Source organism: Otoolea muris (assembly GCF_943193115.1).
GTDB lineage: Bacteria > Bacillota > Clostridia > Lachnospirales > Lachnospiraceae > Otoolea > Otoolea muris.
The window spans coordinates 1-20,893 of sequence record NZ_CALPCY010000028.1 but is presented as its reverse complement, the minus strand read 5'-3'; the positions used below and the strand labels follow the sequence as shown (position 1 = coordinate 20,893).

16 protein-coding genes, 5 tRNA genes and 1 rRNA gene are annotated in these 20,893 nt (G+C 51.9%); 9 read left to right on the top strand and 13 right to left on the bottom strand.

The window, feature by feature from the left end:
• Positions 1 to 168: 168 nt before the first annotated feature.
• Positions 169 to 1,059, top strand: coding sequence for an AraC family transcriptional regulator (locus NFS31_RS16195; RefSeq protein WP_251497204.1), 891 nt, complete (start codon positions 169 to 171; stop codon positions 1,057 to 1,059).
• Positions 1,060 to 1,128: 69 nt separating this feature from the next.
• Here NFS31_RS16195 and NFS31_RS16190 read toward each other — a convergent pair whose 3' ends face one another.
• The 5 genes from NFS31_RS16190 to NFS31_RS16170 form a co-directional block, all read right to left on the bottom strand.
• A complete protein-coding gene (locus NFS31_RS16190; RefSeq protein WP_251497201.1) occupies positions 1,129 to 2,742 on the bottom strand; it encodes a mannitol dehydrogenase family protein in 1,614 nt (537 codons plus the stop codon).
• A gap of 31 nt (positions 2,743 to 2,773) precedes the next feature.
• The gene (gene uxuA / locus NFS31_RS16185; RefSeq protein ID WP_251497198.1) at positions 2,774 to 3,853 is read right to left on the bottom strand and encodes a mannonate dehydratase; all 1,080 of its coding nucleotides are present in this window, start codon (positions 3,851 to 3,853) and stop codon (positions 2,774 to 2,776) included.
• Positions 3,854 to 3,926: 73 nt separating this feature from the next.
• A complete protein-coding gene (locus NFS31_RS16180; RefSeq protein ID WP_251497195.1) occupies positions 3,927 to 5,210 on the bottom strand; it encodes a TRAP transporter large permease in 1,284 nt (427 codons plus the stop codon).
• A 3-nt stretch (positions 5,211 to 5,213) separates the two neighbouring features.
• Entirely contained in the window at positions 5,214 to 5,702 is a 489-nt protein-coding gene (locus NFS31_RS16175) for a TRAP transporter small permease (protein ID WP_251497192.1), read from the bottom strand.
• A gap of 149 nt (positions 5,703 to 5,851) precedes the next feature.
• On the bottom strand, positions 5,852 to 6,928 hold the full coding sequence (locus tag NFS31_RS16170) for a TRAP transporter substrate-binding protein (RefSeq protein WP_251497189.1): 1,077 nt from the start codon (positions 6,926 to 6,928) through the stop codon (positions 5,852 to 5,854).
• Positions 6,929 to 7,174: 246 nt separating this feature from the next.
• On the opposite strand from NFS31_RS16170, the gene NFS31_RS16165 reads away from it, so the two are divergent.
• Complete coding sequence (locus tag NFS31_RS16165; protein ID WP_251497185.1) at positions 7,175 to 8,200, top strand: zinc-binding alcohol dehydrogenase family protein; 1,026 nt, start codon at positions 7,175 to 7,177, stop codon at positions 8,198 to 8,200.
• Between the two features lie 50 nt (positions 8,201 to 8,250).
• A complete protein-coding gene (locus NFS31_RS16160) occupies positions 8,251 to 9,267 on the top strand; it encodes a zinc-binding alcohol dehydrogenase family protein (protein ID WP_251497182.1) in 1,017 nt (338 codons plus the stop codon).
• Between the two features lie 160 nt (positions 9,268 to 9,427).
• Here NFS31_RS16160 and NFS31_RS16155 read toward each other — a convergent pair whose 3' ends face one another.
• Positions 9,428 to 10,111 carry a GntR family transcriptional regulator gene (locus NFS31_RS16155; RefSeq protein ID WP_251497179.1) on the bottom strand — a complete coding sequence of 228 codons (684 nt, stop codon included), beginning with the start codon at positions 10,109 to 10,111 and terminating at the stop codon, positions 9,428 to 9,430.
• A gap of 463 nt (positions 10,112 to 10,574) precedes the next feature.
• On the opposite strand from NFS31_RS16155, the gene NFS31_RS16150 reads away from it, so the two are divergent.
• From NFS31_RS16150 to NFS31_RS16130, 5 genes are all read left to right on the top strand, one after another.
• On the top strand, positions 10,575 to 12,680 hold the full coding sequence (locus NFS31_RS16150) for a gamma-glutamyl-gamma-aminobutyrate hydrolase family protein (RefSeq protein WP_251497176.1): 2,106 nt from the start codon (positions 10,575 to 10,577) through the stop codon (positions 12,678 to 12,680).
• A gap of 412 nt (positions 12,681 to 13,092) precedes the next feature.
• A complete protein-coding gene (locus NFS31_RS16145) occupies positions 13,093 to 13,812 on the top strand; it encodes a FadR/GntR family transcriptional regulator (RefSeq protein ID WP_251497173.1) in 720 nt (239 codons plus the stop codon).
• A 193-nt stretch (positions 13,813 to 14,005) separates the two neighbouring features.
• Positions 14,006 to 15,466: an NAD(P)/FAD-dependent oxidoreductase gene (locus tag NFS31_RS16140; protein WP_251497170.1), complete on the top strand. Its 1,461-nt coding sequence runs from the start codon at positions 14,006 to 14,008 to the stop codon at positions 15,464 to 15,466.
• 2 nt (positions 15,467 to 15,468) lie between these two features.
• Positions 15,469 to 16,701, top strand: coding sequence for an NAD(P)/FAD-dependent oxidoreductase (locus NFS31_RS16135; protein WP_251497166.1), 1,233 nt, complete (start codon positions 15,469 to 15,471; stop codon positions 16,699 to 16,701).
• Entirely contained in the window at positions 16,698 to 17,063 is a 366-nt protein-coding gene (locus tag NFS31_RS16130) for a DUF1667 domain-containing protein (protein ID WP_251497163.1), read from the top strand. The genes NFS31_RS16135 and NFS31_RS16130 overlap by 4 nt, the downstream gene beginning before the upstream one ends.
• A gap of 109 nt (positions 17,064 to 17,172) precedes the next feature.
• On the opposite strand, the gene NFS31_RS16125 is transcribed toward NFS31_RS16130, so the two are convergent.
• From NFS31_RS16125 to NFS31_RS16100, 6 genes are all read right to left on the bottom strand, one after another.
• A tRNA-Leu gene (locus tag NFS31_RS16125) sits at positions 17,173 to 17,256 on the bottom strand.
• A gap of 19 nt (positions 17,257 to 17,275) precedes the next feature.
• Positions 17,276 to 17,348 (bottom strand) — tRNA-Val (locus tag NFS31_RS16120).
• Between the two features lie 36 nt (positions 17,349 to 17,384).
• Positions 17,385 to 17,458 (bottom strand) — tRNA-Asp (locus NFS31_RS16115).
• Positions 17,459 to 17,515: 57 nt separating this feature from the next.
• Positions 17,516 to 17,589 (bottom strand) — tRNA-Ile (locus tag NFS31_RS16110).
• Between the two features lie 37 nt (positions 17,590 to 17,626).
• Positions 17,627 to 17,699 (bottom strand) — tRNA-Asn (locus tag NFS31_RS16105).
• Between the two features lie 55 nt (positions 17,700 to 17,754).
• The gene (locus tag NFS31_RS16100) at positions 17,755 to 18,708 is read right to left on the bottom strand and encodes a 3D domain-containing protein (RefSeq protein WP_251497160.1); all 954 of its coding nucleotides are present in this window, start codon (positions 18,706 to 18,708) and stop codon (positions 17,755 to 17,757) included.
• A gap of 249 nt (positions 18,709 to 18,957) precedes the next feature.
• On the opposite strand from NFS31_RS16100, the gene NFS31_RS16095 reads away from it, so the two are divergent.
• On the top strand, positions 18,958 to 19,701 hold the full coding sequence (locus NFS31_RS16095) for a LytR/AlgR family response regulator transcription factor (RefSeq protein ID WP_251497158.1): 744 nt from the start codon (positions 18,958 to 18,960) through the stop codon (positions 19,699 to 19,701).
• A gap of 162 nt (positions 19,702 to 19,863) precedes the next feature.
• Here NFS31_RS16095 and NFS31_RS16090 read toward each other — a convergent pair.
• A 23S ribosomal RNA gene (locus NFS31_RS16090) occupies positions 19,864 to 20,893 on the bottom strand; the annotation flags it as partial.

Sequence of the window (20,893 nt, the reverse complement as noted above, 5' to 3'; positions counted from 1 at the left end):
TATATCAAAATGCCTCATATGTACAAAAAACGTAAGGTGTGGTACAATAATGGTATATGCGCCGTTCCTTAACGTTTCATAAGCGGCTCATACGCTTTCCTGATATGTTCCACAAACCTCATAACAGGCGGTATCCCCCGCTGCCCTGACAGAGAAAGGAGCTTTCCCATGTCAGATCTGATTTTTAATATCTTTCCAAATGAACGTTACATTGATATGACCCTCTACCAATACGGATGGGAACGCTGCGCGCCCCTTCACTCCTATGGCCCCGCAGCCCGCAACCACTATCTCTTCCACTTTATCCTTTCCGGAAAGGGCACGCTTCTTTCCACTGACAGCCAGGGCGTGACCCACGCCTACCAGCTCAGGCGGAACCAGGGCTTTTTAATCTGTCCCGGCCAGATCAACACCTATCATGCCGACGAGACGGACCCCTGGGAGTATGCATGGATTGAATTTGACGGAATCCGCGCCAAAGAATTCATTGAGACAGCAGGCTTAGGCTTTGACGAACCCATTTACCGCTACAACCGCAAGGAACTGGCCGCCCGCTTAAGAGATGAGATCATGTCCCTTGTACAGAACCAGAAAAACACCTCTCTCTACCAAATCGGCCATCTCTACCTGTTTGTGGATCTGCTGATCCAGTCCTCGGCCAACCACAAAGAAATCACCGTGGGAAAGCTCAAGGATTTCTACATCCGCGAGGCCGTCAGCTTCATAGAGCAGAATTACAGCCATACCATCACGGTGGAAGACATTGCCGCTTTCTGCAATCTCAACCGCAGCTATCTGGGAAAGATTTTCCGGGATTCCTTAAACCAGACGCCGCAGCAGTTTCTGATCTACTACCGCATGAACCGCGCCGCCGAGCTGTTAAAGTTTTCCGAAATGCCCATCAACGAGATTTCCCGAATGGTCGGCTACCCGAACCAGCTTCACTTCTCCAGGGCCTTTCGGAACGTATTTGGTATCTCGCCGAGCAGTTGGAGGAAGGAAAACAAATTTTCAAAGGTATTGAACCGGGAACAGAAGAATTCGGATAAAAAAGAGTGAGCAGATGATTTATGATCGGATCGAACAACCCCCGTTTCTCTGCAAGGGGAAACGGGGGTATCTTTCAATTTATGCAGTTATATACTTCTTCAAAACAGCCCGCACCGCGCCAGGCCCTGCGATTTCTTCCACAAACATGTCTTCAACCAGGCTGCCGATACCTGCCTCGTACAGGTCAACGCCAAAGATATTGGCATTGGAAAGGATCTCCTTTAACTGCCCCTGATACGTCTCCGGTTTTCCAACCACAACGCCTTCCAGCTTCTTTACCAGCTCCGGAGCCATGGGATCCGGGGAGAGCTCAAACTTCTTTCCCTCGTCATCCACGCCCAAAAGATACCGGCACCAGCCCGCGATAGCCAGCGGAATGGCTTTCAGCTTTTTGGCGTCGCCGTATTTCTCCATATACGCCTTGATCGTCTCGCCGTAACGGATGCCCACCTTCTGGGAGGTGTCTGTGGCGATACGCTGGGGCGCATCAGGCATAAAGGGATTGGGGATCCTTACCTTAATAACCTCATCTACGAAATCCTGCGGGGAGAGGATACCCGGATCCGTCACCACCGGCATGCCTTCCACCGGGCCGATCTCATGCACCAGCCGGCTCAGCTCCGGATCCTTCATCTCATCTGCAATCAGCGTGTAGCCCAGCACACAGCCATATACGGCCAGAGCTGTATGGAGCGGATTCAGGCAGGTTGTAACCTTCATTCTCTCCACTTTATTAACCGTATCGCGGTCTGTCATATAGACGCCCGCTTTTTCCAGGGGCGGACGCCCGTTGGGGAACTTATCCTCAATTACCAGATACTGCGGTCCCTCGGCATTGACAAAGGGGGCGATATACGTCTTTTTGGAGGTGATCACCGGATCCATATCCTCTATGCCCAGATTCTTTAACTCCGCACACACGGAATCCGCCGGCCGCGGGGTGATCTTGTCGATCATGGACCAGGGGAAGGACACAATGCTCTCGTCTGACAGGTACTCCACAAATCCCGCGTCCACGTATCCTTTTTTCTCCCACTCCTTAGCCATGGCAATAATGGAGCTCTGAAGCTTTTCCCCGTTGTGGGAGCAGTTGTCCATGGACACGACTGCCAGAGGCAGCTTTCCGGCCTTATAGCGTTCCAGAAGAAGGGCGCAGACCACGGCCATAGCTGATCCGGCCTTTTCCGGGCCATTTTCGATATCAGCCTGGATAAAGGGGAAGAAGCTGCCGTCAGGCCCTGTCAGGGCATATCCCTTTTCCGTAATGGTAAAGGAAATCATCTGAAGCCCGGGATTTACAAAAATCTCTTTCAAGCGGTTCCACTGAGCCGGATCCCCGGAAACCGCCCTGATCGCCTCCGTAAGAGAACCGATCACCTGCTTTTCCGTAGACGCGTCAGCCTTCAGCGTAACCGCGAGAACCAGGTTGTCATACGGATCATATATTTTATCAATCACGTCAAAGTCAAAGGTTTCCGCACAGGTGATGCCCTTATCCATATCTCCCTGGCCGAGCAGCTTATCTGCCAGGCCGCCGATAAAGATACGGAAAATATTTCCGGCCCCAAAGTGTACCCACACGGGCGCTTTTCTGGTGTCGGCAGCGATCTTCTCCACGTCATAGGACGGAAGGGATATGCCGGCCGCCTTCCACGCGGCGGCGTCTTTTATTCCATTTAAGCTGAGTTTCATGTCTGCCTCCATTTTTACATATCATTACGGTTTATCTGGACAGCCGGTCAATCGCTTCCCAAAGGCCGTTTAAGTACGTTGCGCCCAGAGCGCGGTCGTAAAGGCCATATCCCGGACGGCCCACCTCATCCCAGATCATTCTTCCGTGATCCGGGCGGACATATGCATCCGGACACGTATCGTAGATCGCCTTCATGATAGCGAACATATCCAGATCCCCGTCCTTGGACAGGTGGCTGGCCTCGCGGAAGTGGTGATATCCGTCAAGGAACTTCACGTTGCGCACATGCAGGGCGGCAATACGGTTCTTTTCGCCAAAGTGGCGGATAATCTCCGGAACATTGTTGTTCTCATTCGATCCAAGAGAACCCGTGCACAGGCAAAGCGCGTTTGCAGGCGAATCGTGAAGCCCGCAGATTAAGTCAAACTGCTCCTTGCTGTGAGCGATACGGGGAAGACCAAAGATCGGCCATGCCGGATCATCCGGGTGACATGCCATGCGGATACCCACTTCCTCACATACCGGGATCACGGCGTCCAGGAAATATTTATAATTCTCGCGCAGCTTGTCCGGCGTCATGCCCTCATACTGCTTCAGGGTGTTCTCAAGCTCCGCCAGTCTCTCCGGCTCCCAGCCCGGAAGGGTGAAGCCATTGCTGTCCGCCGCGGTTTTCCTTACAATCTCTACCGGGCCCATGGTTCCTAAATCCTTCTCATCAAAATAGAGGCTGTTGGAGCCGTCCTCCGGAATCGGATGGGCCAGATCTGTGCGCAGCCAGTCAAAGACAGGCATGAAATTGTACACGATAACCTTTACCCCGTATTTTGCAAGATTGCGGATGGTGATATTATAATTCTCGATGTACTTGTCGCGGCTGGGCAGGCCCATCTTAATATCCTCATGGACATTTACGCTCTCGATCACCTCGCACTCCAGGCCCGCTTCATGCACTTTGTCAATGTAAGCTTTGATCTCCTCTTCTGTCCACACTTCGCCTGCCGCCTTGTAATCCAGGAACCCCATCAGGCCGGTCATGCCCGGAATCTGCCTGATCTGGCTCAGCTTTACGGAATCACTGTTCTCCCCAAACCAGCGGAATGTCATTTTCATTGCGTCTTCCTCCTTATTCTTTATAATCAGTCTTTACCGCCAAAGGCGATTTCATTCATCAATATCCGTCTCATCAGCCCGCGCCCAGAATCATCTCGGCGATTCCGGCTGTCAGGAACGGAACAAACGTTACCAGAATCAGCACGGCAAAATTGGAAATCAGGTACGGAACCAGCTCCTTGATAACGCCGGTCAGCTTCGTCTCCCCGATATTGGTAGCGGCAAACAGGCACACGCCTACCGGAGGAGTACAAAGGCCAAGCACCAGATTCAGCACGCACATAACGCCGAACTGGATAGGATGTACGCCCACCTGTGTAACCAGTCCCAGAAGAACCGGGAACAGGATCAGGATAGCCGCGATAGTCTCCATAAACATCCCCACAAAGATCAGCAGGAGATTGATCAGAATCAGGATGATGTACTTGTTCTGGGTCAGGGCGAGCATACCGTCCGCCACCATCTGCGGGATCTGCTCCTTGGTCAGGATATACGCAAATACGTTCGCCATACCTACCAGAACCATAATAGCCGCGCTGGAGGTAACCGTGGACTTCATGCAGTCAAGCAGGCGCTTAAATGTCAGCTCCTTGTAGATAAAGAATCCTACCAAAATACCATAAACCACAGCCAGGATAGACGCCTCCGTCGGAGTCACGATACCGCCGATGATACTCGAAAGGATGATCAGCGTCATCAGGATGGCAAAAAAAGATTCCTTTGCAGAGGAAAGGATTTCCCTCAATGTGGCGCGCCTCTCTGCCTTTGGATAATGGCGCTTCTTGGATATGTACCAGGAAACAAAGATCATGCCGCCGCCCATCAGGATACCGGGAATCATACCGGCCACGAACATCTTTGACACCGAAAGCCCTGTCATGGTGGCTGCCATGATCATGGGAACCGACGGCGGGATGATGGGGCCGATACACGATGAGGCAGCCGTCACGGCGCAGGAGAAATCTGCGTCATAGCCTTCCTTCTTCATAGCCGGGATAAGCACTCCTCCCACGCTTACCGTATCGGCAAGGGCCGTTCCGGAAATACCGGCAAACAGCATCGATGCAGCTACATTGGCAATCGAAAGGCCGCCTGTGATGTGGCCCACAATCTTATTACAAAAACCGATCAGACGCTCTGTAATACCGCCCTGGTTCATCAGCGCGCCGGCAAACACGAAGCCCGGGATACACAGCAGGGTAAATGAATTCAGTCCTGCAAAAAAACGCTGTGCGAACATGTACAGGGACATATTGTTTCCGATAAAATAGAGCAGAGAAGAAATACCCAGGCTAAAGGCAACCGGAACGCCCAAGGCCAGACATACGATGAAACTAATAAATAATAATGCTACCATATCCTACCCCTCTTTTTTCTCTGTCAACATCATGTAGATTCTCATGATAAAGCTGATCACATAACAGCCAAACAAGACAACCTCAGCAGCATAGATATATCGCATGGGAATGGTCAGAGCCGTGGAAACCATGGCGGGAGGCGTCACTGCCAGGAGCCCCTTGGGACCCATCACGCATTTGATGAATATAAAACCGGCAAATACGCACAGCACAGCCGCAATCGCCAGATTCAGCATCTTCTGCAGCGACTTTGGCAGCTTTTCCACCAGCATCTCCACATTTACATATTCGTTATTCAGCACCGCCGCATTCCCGGCAAATGAAACCATGTAGATGAAGAGAAAACGGGCCGCTTCCTCTGTCCAGTTGGGGGCCGTGGGAAGAAAGGTCCTGGATACAACCTGGATCAGAACGCTGGCAATGAAGCCAACCAGGCCAACGATACCTATGCCGGTCATGATCTCTTTATATATTTTGATGATCTTGTCCATATTTCCTCCTAAATCTCTGAGGACGCCCCGATGTGCCGTCCTCCTAACGGGTTTTACAGGTTTTGATAAAATCCATGCCGGCTCCCAAAACTCAGGAAACCGGCATCGACATCAGTTCACAGAACCTGTATATACGGATACAACGTATCTTATGCCTGCGGATCTGCAGCCACGATCTTCTCGTAGATCGCTTTCTGCTTATCTGTCAGCACATTCAGAACCCCTGCAACCGCTTTCTCTTTGAAGGGAGCCTGATCCACTTCGATAAAGGTCATGCCCTTCTCCTGCAGAGTGGATTTCAAAGTAGCCTCCTCCTCGAGGAACAGCTCGTGCTCGTAGTTGATGGCTTCCGTTGCACATTCCTGAATCATAGCCTGCGCCTCCGGTGAGAAGGAGCTGAATCTTCCCTCAGAAATAGCCATGTACACCCATGCGCGCAGATGCTCTGTCTCAATCACGTAATCCTGCACCTCAAACAGAGAAGCGTCATATATGTTCGCCAGCGGGTTCTCCTGGCCGTGGATAACGCCCTGCTGTAAGGAAGTAAAGATCTCAGAGAAAGCCATGGGAGTCGGCTTTGCGCCCATTGCCTCAAACGCAGCCATGGTCATACTGGATTCCGGCGTACGGATGATAAAGCCCTGCAGGTCATCCGGCGTGTGAATCTCTTTATTAGCGGTTACGTTACGCGGGCCGCGGCGAATTGCGCCTAAGTTCCTGAGCCCCGCGCCAAGCATAAGCTCATCCAGCTCCTTGCCGACATCGCCGTTTAAAACAGCCTCCATGTGCTCGTCGCTGGTAATCGCATACGGCATGCCGATGATGCCAAGCTCCTCCACATAGGTCTGCATGGACTCGCCGGTAAGTACAATATCGCAGTCGCCCATTCCGGCAATAGCGGACTGTACCGTCTCAATCTCAGAACCAAGCTGATTGTTCGGATAAATCGTAACGGTGATATTGCCGCCGGATTTCTCCTCGATCAGCTCTTTAAACTTTACTGCCATCTTGTGCCAGGTGTGGGTCTCCGCATTGATGTGGCTGAATACCAGGTCAATCTTTTCAACGCCTGCGCCGTCTCCGCTTCCGCCGCCCTGCGCGCTGTCCCCATTATCTGCCGCCTGTGTCTCCGGGGCAGAAGAACCGCCGCCGCCACAGCCCGCCAGCAGCCCTGCCGCCAGAACGGTCGCCGCACCAATTGCTGCAAGCCTTTTCAGTTTTCTCATCTTGTAATCCTCCTTAGATTATTTTTTTGACGCTGCTTAGTACGATACTTGTATGGTACCATACAGGCAGAGATTTATAAATACTGAATAATTCACAAATATTCAAAATTGTTTTTGTGCACTTTCACAGTTTTATTTTTTTTAACCTCAGATTATTGACATTTATAAAAAAAAATGCAAGATTGTCTTGTATGGAAGATGTTTTCCGTTTTGCTAATTCTATATAGAAAAGGAGTGTTATTTGCTATGAAAGCTGTACAAATTGCAGAACCCAACCAATTAAAAATCATTGATGTGGACAAACCGGCTATTGATGATGTAAACAATGTGCTGGTCCGGATGACCGCCGCCGGCATCTGTGGTTCCGATGTGGGTATCTACCATGGTACCAACGCCGCCGCCACCTATCCCCGGATTATCGGCCATGAAATGGTAGGCAGGGTAGAAGAAACCGGAACGAACGTGACTCATTTAAAGGTTGGCGACCGTGTGATCATCAACCAGGTAACAAGCTGCGGCGACTGCTATCCCTGCCGGATCGGAAGGGGCAATGTATGTGATAATCTGAAAGTACGCGGCGTACACATTGACGGAGGATACCGCGAATATATCGCCGTTCCTGAGAATGACTGCTACCTGCTTCCGGACTCGCTGAGCGATGAGGATGCGGTGATGATCGAGCCGACCACCATCTCCATTCAGGCGTGCTCCCGCGCGCAGCTTGCAGAGGACGACATGCTGCTCATTCTGGGAGCCGGCGCACTGGGAAGCACGGTCTTAAAGATCGCAAGGCAAATCTGCAGCCACATTATCGTTGCGGACATTGCAGACAACAAGCTGGAAGCGGCAAAGGCAAACGGCGCCGCCTACACAATCAATGTCCTCAAAGAAGATCTGGAACAAAAAGTGAAGGAATACACCGGCGGCCACGGCTCTACCGTATCCATCGACGCCTCCGGGGCCAAAGATTCCCTTCTCTCATTATTAAAAGCAACAGGAAATGCCGGCAGAGTGATGGTCATGGGTTTCTCCACTGACCCCATTGAGATCAACCAGTTCCTGATCACCTCCAAAGAGCTGGATGTCCGCGGCTCCAGGCTCCAGAATAAGATGTTCGGCAGAGCTATTGAGCTGATTGAGGCCGGAAAACTTGATCTGAGCGGTTCCGTGTCCCACACATTCCCGCTCACCAAAGCGCAGGAGGCATTTGACTTCGTTGACAGCCGCGATCCGTCCATCCGCAAGATCGTCCTGACCTTTGAGAACCTTTGAGAACTCAGACGGCATAATGTTCAAATAGAAAGTACACAGGAGGAATGAAAATGAAAGCCGTATATTTATCAAAACCCTGGGAAATTTCCATCATGGAGCGTGAAAAACCGGTTCCGCAGCCCGGCGAAGCGCTGATCCGCATCATGAGCGCCGGTATCTGCGGCAGCGACATCGGCGCATTCCGCGGAACCAACGGCCTGGTGACCTACCCCCGTACCATCGGCCACGAGCTGGCCGGAATTATCGAGGAAATCCCGGCAGACAACAAGAAAGGGTTAAAGGTTGGAGACAAGGTTATCCTGGATCCCTATATTTACTGCGGAGACTGTTACCCCTGCAGCATCGGCCGCACCAACTGCTGCACCAGCCTGCAGGTACTGGGCGTACACCGCGAGGGCGGTATGGCGGAATACTTCTGTCATCCCGCGGACATGCTGATCAAAATGCCGGATGACATGAGCTGGACGGACGCCGCTATGGCAGAGCCCCTCACGATCTCCCTGCACGGCATTCACCGCGGCGGCTTGAAAGCCGGCGAATACTGCGCCATTATCGGCGCCGGCCCCATCGGCCTGGTTGCAGGCATGGTAGCGGAAGCCTATGGCGCCCACGCCATCCTTCTTGACCTGGTGCAGGAGCGGCTTGACTTTGCCAAAAAGCTGGGGATTGAATATGTGATCAACTCCAAAGAGGAAAATCCCGAAGAGCGCATCCGGGAAATCACCGGCGGCGTCATGGCCCAGCAGGTAATGGAATGCAGCGGCGCCAACGCGGCGGTCCGCTCCACCCTGGATTATGTCAGCCACGCCGGGCGCATCACCCTGACCGGATGGCCCAAGACCGAAACCTCCCTTCCCACGGACATCATCACCCGCAAGGAAATCGATATCCGCGGAGCCCGCACGAGCGCAAATGAGTTTGAGGAAGCGATCGACATGATCTGCTCAAAGAAAGTGGACATGGCCAAGATCCTCACCAAAACCATCACCATCGGCGAAGCGCCTGAAACCATCCGCGATATCGAGAAAAATCCCAGCCTCTATATGAAGGTTGTCGTAACCATGTAACCGTTCATAAAACCATCCTTTATCTGCCCCCGCAAGGCGCGCCCGCGCCGGACGGGGCGAAAAGGCGGCGTCTTTTTGCGAAGACGCCGCCTTTAAAAGTTTCACTGTCATTTTCAAATATCCTCTATAAATATCAGGAACATGTTCCCTGATCAGCCCGCTATAAAAAATAATCCGGATAAAGCGCGCATAAATCCTTCTTTTCCACCTGATGCCTTGTCAGATGGCGGGTCATCACCATCTCCGCCAGCTCACAATCTCTTTTTTTCAGCGCATATAAAATATTCTCATGGTCATTGACCGTAATGCCGGCCTTTACCTTTAATGTCCTTAACGACAAATTGCGAAGCCGGTCAAAATGCACCATCTGGCTCTGAAGAACCGCGTACACCCGGCCCTTGTTGACCGAATCAAAAAGCAGCCTGTGAAATGCGTTATCCAAATCCATTAAAGCGACATCCTCCAGAGGCTGGGCGACCTTTTTCTGCCGTTCCAGATTTTCTTCCAGCTTACTCAAAGCCCCGGCCGAAATCCCCTCCCTGCACGCCAGATCCATCACGGAATTTTCCAGGGACATCCGCATAAACCGCGCTTCTTCGATAAAATCATAGTCGATCCTGGTCACAAAACTCCCCTTCTTGGGAATAATCTCCACCATGCCGATACGCCCCATCTCGATCAGCGCCTCGCGCACCGGCGTCCGCGACAGCTTCAACTGAACAGACAGCTCATTCTCACTGAGCCCGACGCCCGGCGGAAGCTCCAGATTGACGATATTATCCAATATCATACGATTTGCATAGATCCGCGCGTTTTCACCTGCTCTTTTTTCTGTTATCTTCATGTTTTCCTCCCACAGGGCATTGGTAAAAAATACATGCCATATAAGTTTATCATAAAACATGGAAAACATTCAACCGGTTTTTCGCAAGAATTCGCCGGCCTCCGAAAACACGCGCAGCATCTATAATGAATGTAGGGACAAAAAGCCGTACTATGCCGCAGAACAGACGCTCTGAACTGTTATTGAAATATAATGAACCATCTGCCAAATATACTAATATGATTGTTTTTAATCCCGAAAAATGATATACTATGCACATCTAACATGTACTGCACGTTCATTTTTACCACATGACGCAGATTGGATTTTCACCCCGCAGGGCGGCTGGACAATGCGGGCGCTGGCATCATTGGATGAAGCGGACGCTGCGGTACACGGATGCGCCAGCGCGGGCTTGAGCTGCATTCAGGCCGGCTGTGCAGCTAACACTTACACCTTTAAGGACAAAGAAAGGAGCACTGACATGAAAAAAGGCATATTCCGCCGGGTAATCTCCCTGATTATCGCGACCTGTATGGTATTTAGCCTGGGGATTACTACCTATGCTTCCGACGACGCCTTGACCCGTGCTGAACTGGTCAAGCTTCTGGTTGACACTACCGGACAGACGGAGCAGGCGGCAGCGGCAGCGCAAAGAGCCAGTGTATTCCAGGATGTTGCCGAAGGCAGCGCCTATGAGGGATACATCAATTTTGCTTATGCAAACGGACTAATCGATAACACGGATAACAACTGTTTTAATCCGGATGCCCCGGCGACCCAGTTGGACGCGGCTATTATGCTGCTGCGGCTTGTACAGGTTCCCAGGGAACTTCTTGACAATGCCGACGATTACTCCGCCATGGCTGTGGATTCCGGCATGACGGCCGGCATCAATTACAATGCAGCGGCCACAGTGAGCGCCTCCCAGTTCCAGCAGATGGTAAACGGCGCCTCCGGCCTGATCGGCAAGCCCTATATCGGCATCACCTGGAAGAGCAATACTCAGAATTATGAATCCTTCAAGGCTGTGATCCGGGCTGCCGGCGGTATCCCTGTGGAGCTTGATCAGGTAGTCAGCAACGTGGTAGGTTACGATGCGGAAGGCAAAGTAAGCGCAGAATTCCTCAACGCTTCCGGTATGCTCAAGCAGCAGTATGCTGACCAGATCAAAGCCAAGGATCTGTCCAGGAGCAATGCAGCCAGCGTAATGCAGGCGATTGACGGTATCTTCTTTACCGGCGGCGAGGATATCAGCCCCTCTCTCTACGCCGTGCCCCAGACTGAGGCCAACAACGGCGAGGATATCAATGCCACGCGGGATATTTCCGACTACACTCTGATGGCCTACTGTTTTGCCAACGATGTTCCGACCTTTGCCGCATGCCGCGGAATGCAGATGATGAGTATCGTCTCCGGCAGCGGCTTCATACAGGATATTCCCAACTACTATGCAGCAAACGGCAGGAGTGTCGGGGACGTACACCGGATGCCTCCTGAGGCCCCCAACCGTACATATGCCCGCCACTCTGTGGATATCCTGACCGGCCAGTCCCGCTGGCTCTATGATGTTGTAGGCGGCGCGACCCTTGATAATGTATCCTCCTGGCACCATCAGGGCCTGTCTCCCCAGGATCTGGCGGGAACAGACCTTACCCTGGTAGCTAAGAGCACCGTAGACGGCCTGGACATCGTCGAGGGCGTGGAAAAGCAGGGACAGACCTACTGCATGGGCGTTCAGTTCCATCCGGAGAATGACTGCGCTCTGGCTGTCTATGAGAACAATCCATCCGCCGCTCTGTGCGATGTGGATATTTGCCTGACCTTCTTTGAAAATTTAGTAGCCTATGCCCAGGACAGGCCGGTTATCGGTATCTCATGGGGCGGCGATCCGGATGACTATGTAGATATCCAGGATATTATCCGCAATGTAGGCGGCGTTGTAACCCATCTTCCCCAGATTACCGGCTATGACAATGCAGTGGACGCTCTGAGGCGTGTGGACGGTATTGTCGTTACCGGCGGAGAGGATATTAACCCTGACCTTTACGGCGAAGAGCACAGCGCTTTGCTGGAGGACAACACAGAATACCGCGATTGGCGCGATACTTCTGACTATAATCTGATCAAAGCCGCTGTAAACACCAACAAGCCTATGCTGGCCATTTGCCGCGGTATGCAGATGTTCAACGTTGTATGCGGCGGGGGCCTGATTCAGGATCTGCCCAGTTATCTGGGAACCACCGGCGACGAGTATAAAGTTCACCGCAACCGCCCCAATTGGGCCCGTCATGATATCATCATAGGCGACAATGCCAAATGGATGAAGGACATTGCAGGCGATTCTTACTTAATGGACGTGGCCTCCTGGCATCACCAGGTTGCCAATCCCGGCCGCGTAGGCCAGGGGCTGACCGTGGTTTCCTACGGGCCGAACGATGTGATCGAGGCCGTGGAATATCAGGCCAACACCTTTGCCCTGGGTGTTCAGTTCCACCCCGAGGCCGACGCTCTGGGCGGAAGCAGCGCTGTATGCAATCCAGCCGTTGCAGCTAATTTCTTCCGCTCTCTGGTTCAGCACGCTAACTAAATCATTCCCGCAGGAGAAGAGCTTCCCCTGCGCCTCACATGGCCCGTACGGCCCTTTGGCGGCATATTCTCCGCATGGGCCCTGCGCATTTAACAAAAGCGTCTGTCCCTTTCCGGGACAGACGCTTTTGTTGAGCGCCGCCGTGAACCGCAACGAGCTCCTTGATATAATATGACATGATGTCGGGGTCAAAAGGTCTCTTTACGCCTTTGATACCGGATTGCTCCGCACTTTGTGCTCCCGCAATCCTCAAAAACATGAAAAATCCGCCCCGCTCGGCCTCCTTTTTCATGTTTTCGGCGGGTCCCAGGTTCAAAAATCCTCCTCCAAGCGAGCCTGCATCGGATTTCAGACCTTTTGACCCTGGTATCATGACATAATAATATTAAATATGAATGAAAGAGGACAAAACATGGACAAATACACAGACAGCCGCCCTCTCACCCGAAGCGAACAGGCGGCTGAGGAGCTGATCGGCCTGATCCGTAAAAAAAACTACGCGCCAGGGGACAAGCTTCCCACCGAGACAGAACTTTCCGAAATCCTGCAGGCCGGCAGAAATACCGTGCGGGAGGCCCTCCGTATCCTCGTATCCAGAAATATCGTAGTCATCCGCCAGGGCTCCGGAATCTTTCTGTCAGAAAAGCAGGGCGTCGCCGACGACCCCTTTGGATTTTCCCTCGCAGGAAACCACGAAAAGCTGACCAGGGATCTGATCCAGATCCGGCTCATGCTGGAACCCCCTATCGCCGCCCTTGCCGCGCAAAACGCCACAAAGGAGGATCTACAAAAGCTGGAAGATCTCCTTCTGGAAGTAGAAACGCTGATCGCCAGGCGCGCGGACTATGCCAAAGCCGATATCCGCTTCCATGAACAAATTGCCAATTGCAGCCACAACAGCGTCATGTCAAATCTGGTGCCTGTGATCGGAAAAGGGATCGCTGTATTTGCCCGGGAAGTGGAAAGCACCGAATATGAACAGACTCTGTTGTCCCACCGGGCCATTTTCAAAGCGGTTAAGGAAGGACGTGGCGTGGATGCGCAGCAGGCTATGTATTTTCATCTCCTATATAATGAAAACCGTTATATTGAAGGCCAAAATAATATTACAAAAAGGCCGCCGGTAACGTAGCCCGTAACAGATTCTATTCAACAGAAAACCCGCGTCCGCTGCGCTTTTCTCCGGGCGGAAGCGGTGTTTCTGTGGAGTTTCATTTATTCATCCTATAACTTATACATTTTTTCGTTTGTATATTGATTTATCCCGTAATAAGTGCTACTATATGAATATATTCATAGGATGAATTTTAAAGGAGTGTATACAGATGAAACCTTTATATGATGTATTAGTAATTGGCGGCGGCGTCATTGGCAGCGCTATCGCCAGAGAACTGTCCAGATATGATCTGCGGATTGGCGTCCTGGAGAAAAATCTAGACGTGTGTTACGAAACCAGCGGCCGCAATTCCGCTGTGGTCCATGGCGGTTTCGCCTACGATACCGGTTCACTTAAAGCAATGTTTTGCGTTGAGGGCAACCGGATGATGGGCGAGCTGGCAAAGGAGCTGGACTTTCCGTTTCAGCGGTGCGGTAAGGTGCTGGTCGGCAACACCGACGAGGACATGGAAACCTTAAAGCGCACGCTGGCGCAGGGGGAGAAAAACGGCGCGTCCGGGCTGGAGCTTATTGATGAAGAGCGGCTTCACGAGCTGGTTCCCGCGGTTGTTGGAAAATTTGCCATGTTCTCCCCGCAGAGCGGAATCCTCGATCCGTTCCAGTATACGGTCGCGCTGGCAGAGAACGCGTGCCAAAACGGCGCGGAGTATTTCTTTGACAGCGAGGTCACAGATATCCGGCAAAACCCGGATGGCCATTACCTGATCTCCACATCCGGAGGAGAGTTTGCCTGCCGCTGGGTCATAAATGCCGCCGGGCTTGGCTGTAAGAAAATCTCGGATATGCTGGGGATCACCGGCTATCATGTCATCGGTTCTAAGGGGGATTACATTATTCTGGACAAACGCACCGGCCCGCTCCTGCCCATGCCGGTGTATCCGGTTCCCAGCAACACATATATGGGGATTCATGTGACGAATACCATCGACGGGAATGTGATCGTAGGCCCCAATGCCGAAATGGTCAGCGATTTTACCTATTACGGGGTTCCCCAGGAAAATATGGATTATCTGGCTGACAGCGCTTCCCGGCTCTGGCCGCACATTCATAAGGCGGATTATATCCGCAATTATTCGGGAATTCTGCCCAAATGGGTGGATGAGAACGGCGTGATTCAGGATTTTAAGATTGAGATCCGCGATGATCTGGCCCCCCATGCCGTCAACCTGGTGGGGATCGAATCACCCGGTCTGACAGCAGCCGTGCCCATTGCCCGCCATGCGGTCAGCCTCATGAAGGAACGGGAAACGCTGCGTGAAAAACCGGACTTTAATCCCTGCCGCAAAGGCATCGTGCGCTTTGAGAGCCTGTCCTTGGAAGAAAAGGCAAGGCTGATTGAGGAAAACCCTGATTACGGCGAGGTTATCTGCCGCTGTGAAAAGGTAACCAAAGCGGAGATTTTACAGGCCATTCACAATTGCCTCGGCGTCAGCACCATGGCGGGAATCAAATACCGCACCCGCTCCATGATGGGGCGCTGCCAGGGCGGCTACTGCCAGATGCGGCTGGAGCAGATGATTGAGGAAGAGCTCGGGAAAAAAGAGACAGAGATCGTGTACGCCCGTCAGGGTTCCCAGGTACTCTTTGGAAAAGTGAGAAAGGAGGCTTAAGCATGGAAAAGAAAGATGTGGTGATCATAGGCGGCGGACCGGCCGGACTCGCGGCAGCCGTGGAATTACATAAAAAGGGGATCCGAGATATCCTGATTCTGGAGCGGGAACGCCATCTGGGGGGAATTCTCCGCCAGTGCATCCATGACGGCTTCGGCCTTTCCCGCTTTCATACGACCTTAAGCGGGCCGGAATACGCCGCACGTTTTATCGAGGAAGTCAAAGCCTGTCAGATTCCCTTTCTGACAGAGACCACTGTACTGGATATATCCCCGGACAAAATCGTCACAGCCGTGTCCAGAGACGGCCTGACGCAATATCAAGCCAAAGCAGTCATCCTCGCCATGGGCTGCAGAGAGCGGACAAGAGGGGCTCTCTGCCTTCCGGGAGAGCGGCCCGCGGGCGTGTTTACCGCCGGAGTGGCCCAGGCGTACATGAACCTCTATAACCGGATGCCTGCCAGAGAGGTCGTGATTCTCGGCTCCGGCGATATCGGTATGATTATGGCGAGGCGTCTGACTCTTGAGGGGGCCCATGTACAGGCAGTCTTTGAAGTACAGCCCATTCCCAGCGGCCTTCCCAGGAATATTGAACAGTGTTTAAATGATTATCAGATCCCGCTGTATTTAAGCCACACCGTGACCCAAATACACGGGAATACGCGGCTGACCGGGGTAACGGTGTCCCAGGTAGATGAAAATCTAAAGCCCATTCCCGGCACGGAAAAGGAGTATGCCTGTGATACCCTGATTCTTTCCGTTGGCCTGATACCGGAAAATGAGCTGTCCATTGACGCAGGCGTGGCTCTGGATCCCCGGACAAAAGGCGCGGTGGTAGACGAGCATTTCCAGACCAGCGCGGAAGGGATTTTTGCCGCCGGCAATGTGCTTCATGTACACGATCTGGTTGATTTTGTCTCCATGGAAGCGGAAAAGCTGGCAGACTCCGCGGCCCTCTATGTGTCGGACGGAACGCTTTCCGCCTGCTCCATTGAGGTGACGGCAGATTCCCGCATCGGCCATACCATCCCCCAGAAAGTCAGCGGCAGACAGGATTTCAAGCTTTCCCTGCGTGTCCGGACGATGATAAAGGACTGCCGCATCGTAGTCCGCCAGGACGGGCAGGAGGTTGCTTCTCAGAAAATGAAGAAAGCGATCCCTGCAGAGATGATACAGTTCATAGTCAAAGCAGACAGGATCCATTCCCTTAGCAAACTGGAGGTGAGTGTAGAATGACAAGAGAATTTACTTGTATTATCTGCCCCAATGGATGCGAAATCCAGGCAGAGATAAACGACGGCGTCCTGACCTCTGTGAGCGGGCATACATGCCCCAAAGGCGAGGCTTATGTAAGGCAGGAGCTGACCGATCCCCGGAGAAATATTGCCACATCCGTTCTGGTAAAGGACGGAGAACTTCCCCTGGCCAGCGTGCGCCTGACAAATCCGATCCCCAAGGATCAGATCTTTGCCGCTATGGAGACAATCCGGGGGCTTTCGCTGACTGCCCCGGTGAAAGCAGGCGATGTGATTCTGAAAGGCATACTGGGAAATGACAGCGACGTGATTGTGACAAAATCCGTATTAAAGATTTCATAGAACACCCCACTGCCCGCCGCGCGGCCCGCATGCTTTCTTGACAGCAAACTTCTTTATGCGGGCCTGCGCATAAAAACAGATCCATCACTTCTGATGGATCCTTTTATGATGCGGGTAGCCGGACTTGAACCGGCACGGAGTTGCCTCCGAGAGATTTTAAGTCTCTTGTGTCTGCCTATTCCACCATACCCGCCTGTATGAAATTTTAAAAATGGGGCCTATAGGGCTCGAACCTATGACCCTCTGCTTGTAAGGCAGATGCTCTCCCAGCTGAGCTAAGACCCCGTTTCATCCACGCGTCCTGCGACGCACCGATGTCAGCGACCCGAATGGGACTCGAACCCACGACCTCCGCCGTGACAGGGCGGCGCTCTAACCAACTGAGCCATCGGGCCAGATATACAATTGTGTTGCCTGATGTAAAGCTTTCATTACTGCCGGTTGAGAAAGAGTGGACCTTCGGGGACTCGAACCCAGGACCGACCGGTTATGAGCCGGTTGCTCTAACCAACTGAGCTAAAGGTCCAATATTATGCAACCTTTCAAAACATAGAATGAAAAAACTCCCCGAGTAGGACTCGAACCTACGACAGCGCGGTTAACAGCCGCGTGCTCTACCGACTGAGCTATCGAGGAATACTGTTTCACACAACAATAATATTATAATTCGAATAGGCCAAAATGTCAACACCTATTTTTTCTTTTTGTCACTCTTTTTATCGCTTTGCGAAGCGGTTCGATTTTCTTCATAATTATTCTCTTCATACACATAATGCTTCTGCCTTCCAAAATTTACAGCTTCCTCATGTGTATCAAAATAAATATCAATCACGTTGCCTTTCACTTCGCGCCCTGTGTCCTCAACGAGATAAATCGTATCCTCGATCCGGATGTAACTTCCCAGGGGCAGAACATCCGGATCCGCCGCAGCCGTATATCCGGCGCGCGGGACGGTCCCGCTCTTTGTCAGCTTCTCCTCTTTTTCCCCGCAGCAGATATCACAGCTACAATATCCTGTCACCTCGAACCGCCCTATCAGAGACTCCGTATCCTCCGGCGCATTCGCTCTCTTCCGGTAGACAGGCTGAATCTGCCTGCCAAACATCCGCGCGTCCTGGCTGCTCTCAAAATAAACGCAAATATCCTCCGTCGCGTTATCTCCGACCTTGTCCTCTACCACATAAACCGAATCCCCGATCCTGACCTGATCGCCCAGCTCAAACTGCGAAAAATCGGCTGCCAGGGTAACTCCGTCCCGCGGTTTTTTCCCGGAAAATGTCAGATTTTTCTCCGTCATACTATACGCGGCAATCTCCAGATCTCCCATATAAAGCCATTCCCCGCCCAGACGGCTCCCGGTGGACGCATCCTCTTTTCCGGGCCCTTTAGGAGTATCCTCTTCCCCGCTCTCCCTTACAGTCCCAGGCGCCTGTGGCAGCAACGCTCCCTCCGAAGCGGCCTCAACCGTACCTCTCCCAAAGGCCAGTCCCGCAGTCACACAGCATCCGGCAGCGGCAAGCAGATACAGGAATATCCTTCCTGTTTTAGCGGATCTCAAACCATGTCTGTCCTGCCGTCTTTTCTTTGCCGCTCTGACCCTCTCTATTCCGCTTTTGCCACCCTCCGATCCCTTCTCCCACTTCAAACCTTATCCGCCTCCGTTCCGTAAATTTCGACTTTATTATTTCGATTTTTTATAAAAATACTTTTGACAACTGACGGGTCTTACATTAAAATATATACATTAGTCAATGGTGAGCATGACTCTATTTTACACTATTTTTAACACTTTGGGGTGGTTTTCACCTATATTATATTCCATTTCACTTAATTTGTCCTATATACAATATTCGACAGCAACAATCAAATTCCTAAATAAAGCCGGAGGAAAATTATGTACAGAATTGCTGCATGTGACGACGATGGCGTTGCCATTAGCCAGCTAAAAATGCTTATCAGCCAATATGCCCTGGAACATTCCGAGCTGGAACTTTCCTTTACCCCATTCTGCTCCCCGGAAGAACTGGCTTTGCATATTAAAAGGCATGCATTTGACATCTATCTTCTTGACATCATATTAGGAAAAACAGACGGCATTGAGCTCGGCGCCGCAATCCGTCAGGAGGATGAGAAAGCTGTTATCATATATATCACATCCTCTCCCGATTATGCGGTACAATCTTACAGTGTGGAAGCCTTTTATTATCTGCTAAAGCCAATCGGACGCCAAAGTCTGTTTCCCGTACTGGATAAGGTGTTTACACGCCTTTACAAAACACAGAACAGCGCGTTTTCGATACGCACGCGGGATGGCCTTTATTCCGTTAAGACCAGCCGGATCGTATATATCGAATACCATTCCCATCGCCTCCTGTATCATCTGGATGATGGAACCAATATCCTCAGTATTACCTTTCGCGAAAGCTTTGACCGGATATCTGCCCCTATTTTAAAAAACAGCTCATTCGCAAAGGTTTCTTCCTCGTTTATTGTTAATTTTATGCATGTTAAAAAAATAACGAAAAAAGGATTCTACATGACAAATGACATGGAAATCACTGTCAGCCGCCTCTATCCGGATGTCAAAAGGGAATATATGGACTATATTCTCAAAGGCGGGGAGCACAGAGCTCTTTAAATCCGCGCGGCCCGCATGCTGCTTTGGCAGCAACGTTCTCTGATGCGGGCTCTTATGCATAAAAAAACCGCAGAATCTTCTCTGCGGTTAATAATTAATCGTACTTTGTTTTCATATACCCTCAAAACCACATATTGAAATCCATCCAAACCTTCCCTCTTCCTGGTTAAGCCCTCGACCGATTAGTGACAGTCAGCTCCATACATTACTGCACTTCCACCTCTGCCCTATCTACCTCGTCGTCTTCAAGGGGTCTTACTCTTGCGATGGGATATCTCATCTTGAGGGGGGCTTCACGCTTAGATGCCTTCAGCGTTTATCCCGTCCCGGCTTGGCTACTCTGCCATAGGCCTGACGGCCTAACAGATCCACCAGCGGCCGGTCCATCCCGGTCCTCTCGTACTAAGGACAGCTCCTCTCAAATATCCTACGCCCGCGCCGGATAGGGACCGAACTGTCTCACGACGTTCTGAACCCAGCTCGCGTACCGCTTTAATGGGCGAACAGCCCAACCCTTGGGACCTGCTACAGCCCCAGGATGCGATGAGCCGACATCGAGGTGCCAAACCACTCCGTCGATGTGAACTCTTGGGAGTGATAAGCCTGTTATCCCCAGGGTAGCTTTTATCCGTTGAGCGATGGCAATCCCACTTTCATACCACCGGATCACTAAGTCCTACTTTCGTACCTGCCCGAGCCGTCGCTCTCGCAGTCAGGCTCCCTTCTGCCTTTGCACTCTTCGGATGGTTTCCAACCATCCTGAAGGAACCTTTGAGCGCCTCCGATACCCTTTCGGAGGCGACCGCCCCAGTCAAACTCCCCGCCTGGCATTGTCCCACCGCCGGATTACGGCGGATGGTTAGAAACCCAATGCCACAAGGGTGGTATCCCAACATTGACTCCGGGAAAACTGGCGTTCTCCCTTCACTGTCTCCCACCTATCCTGTACATGCAGCACCGGATCCCAGTACCAAGCTGGAGTAAAGCTCCATGGGGTCTTTCCGTCCTGGCGCAGGTAACCAGCATCTTCACTGGTATTTCAATTTCACCGGGGGCATTGTTGAGACAGCGCTCAAATCATTACGCCTTTCGTGCGGGTCGGAACTTACCCGACAAGGAATTTCGCTACCTTAGGACCGTTATAGTTACGGCCGCCGTTTACTGGGGCTTAAATTCAAAGCTTCGCCCGAAG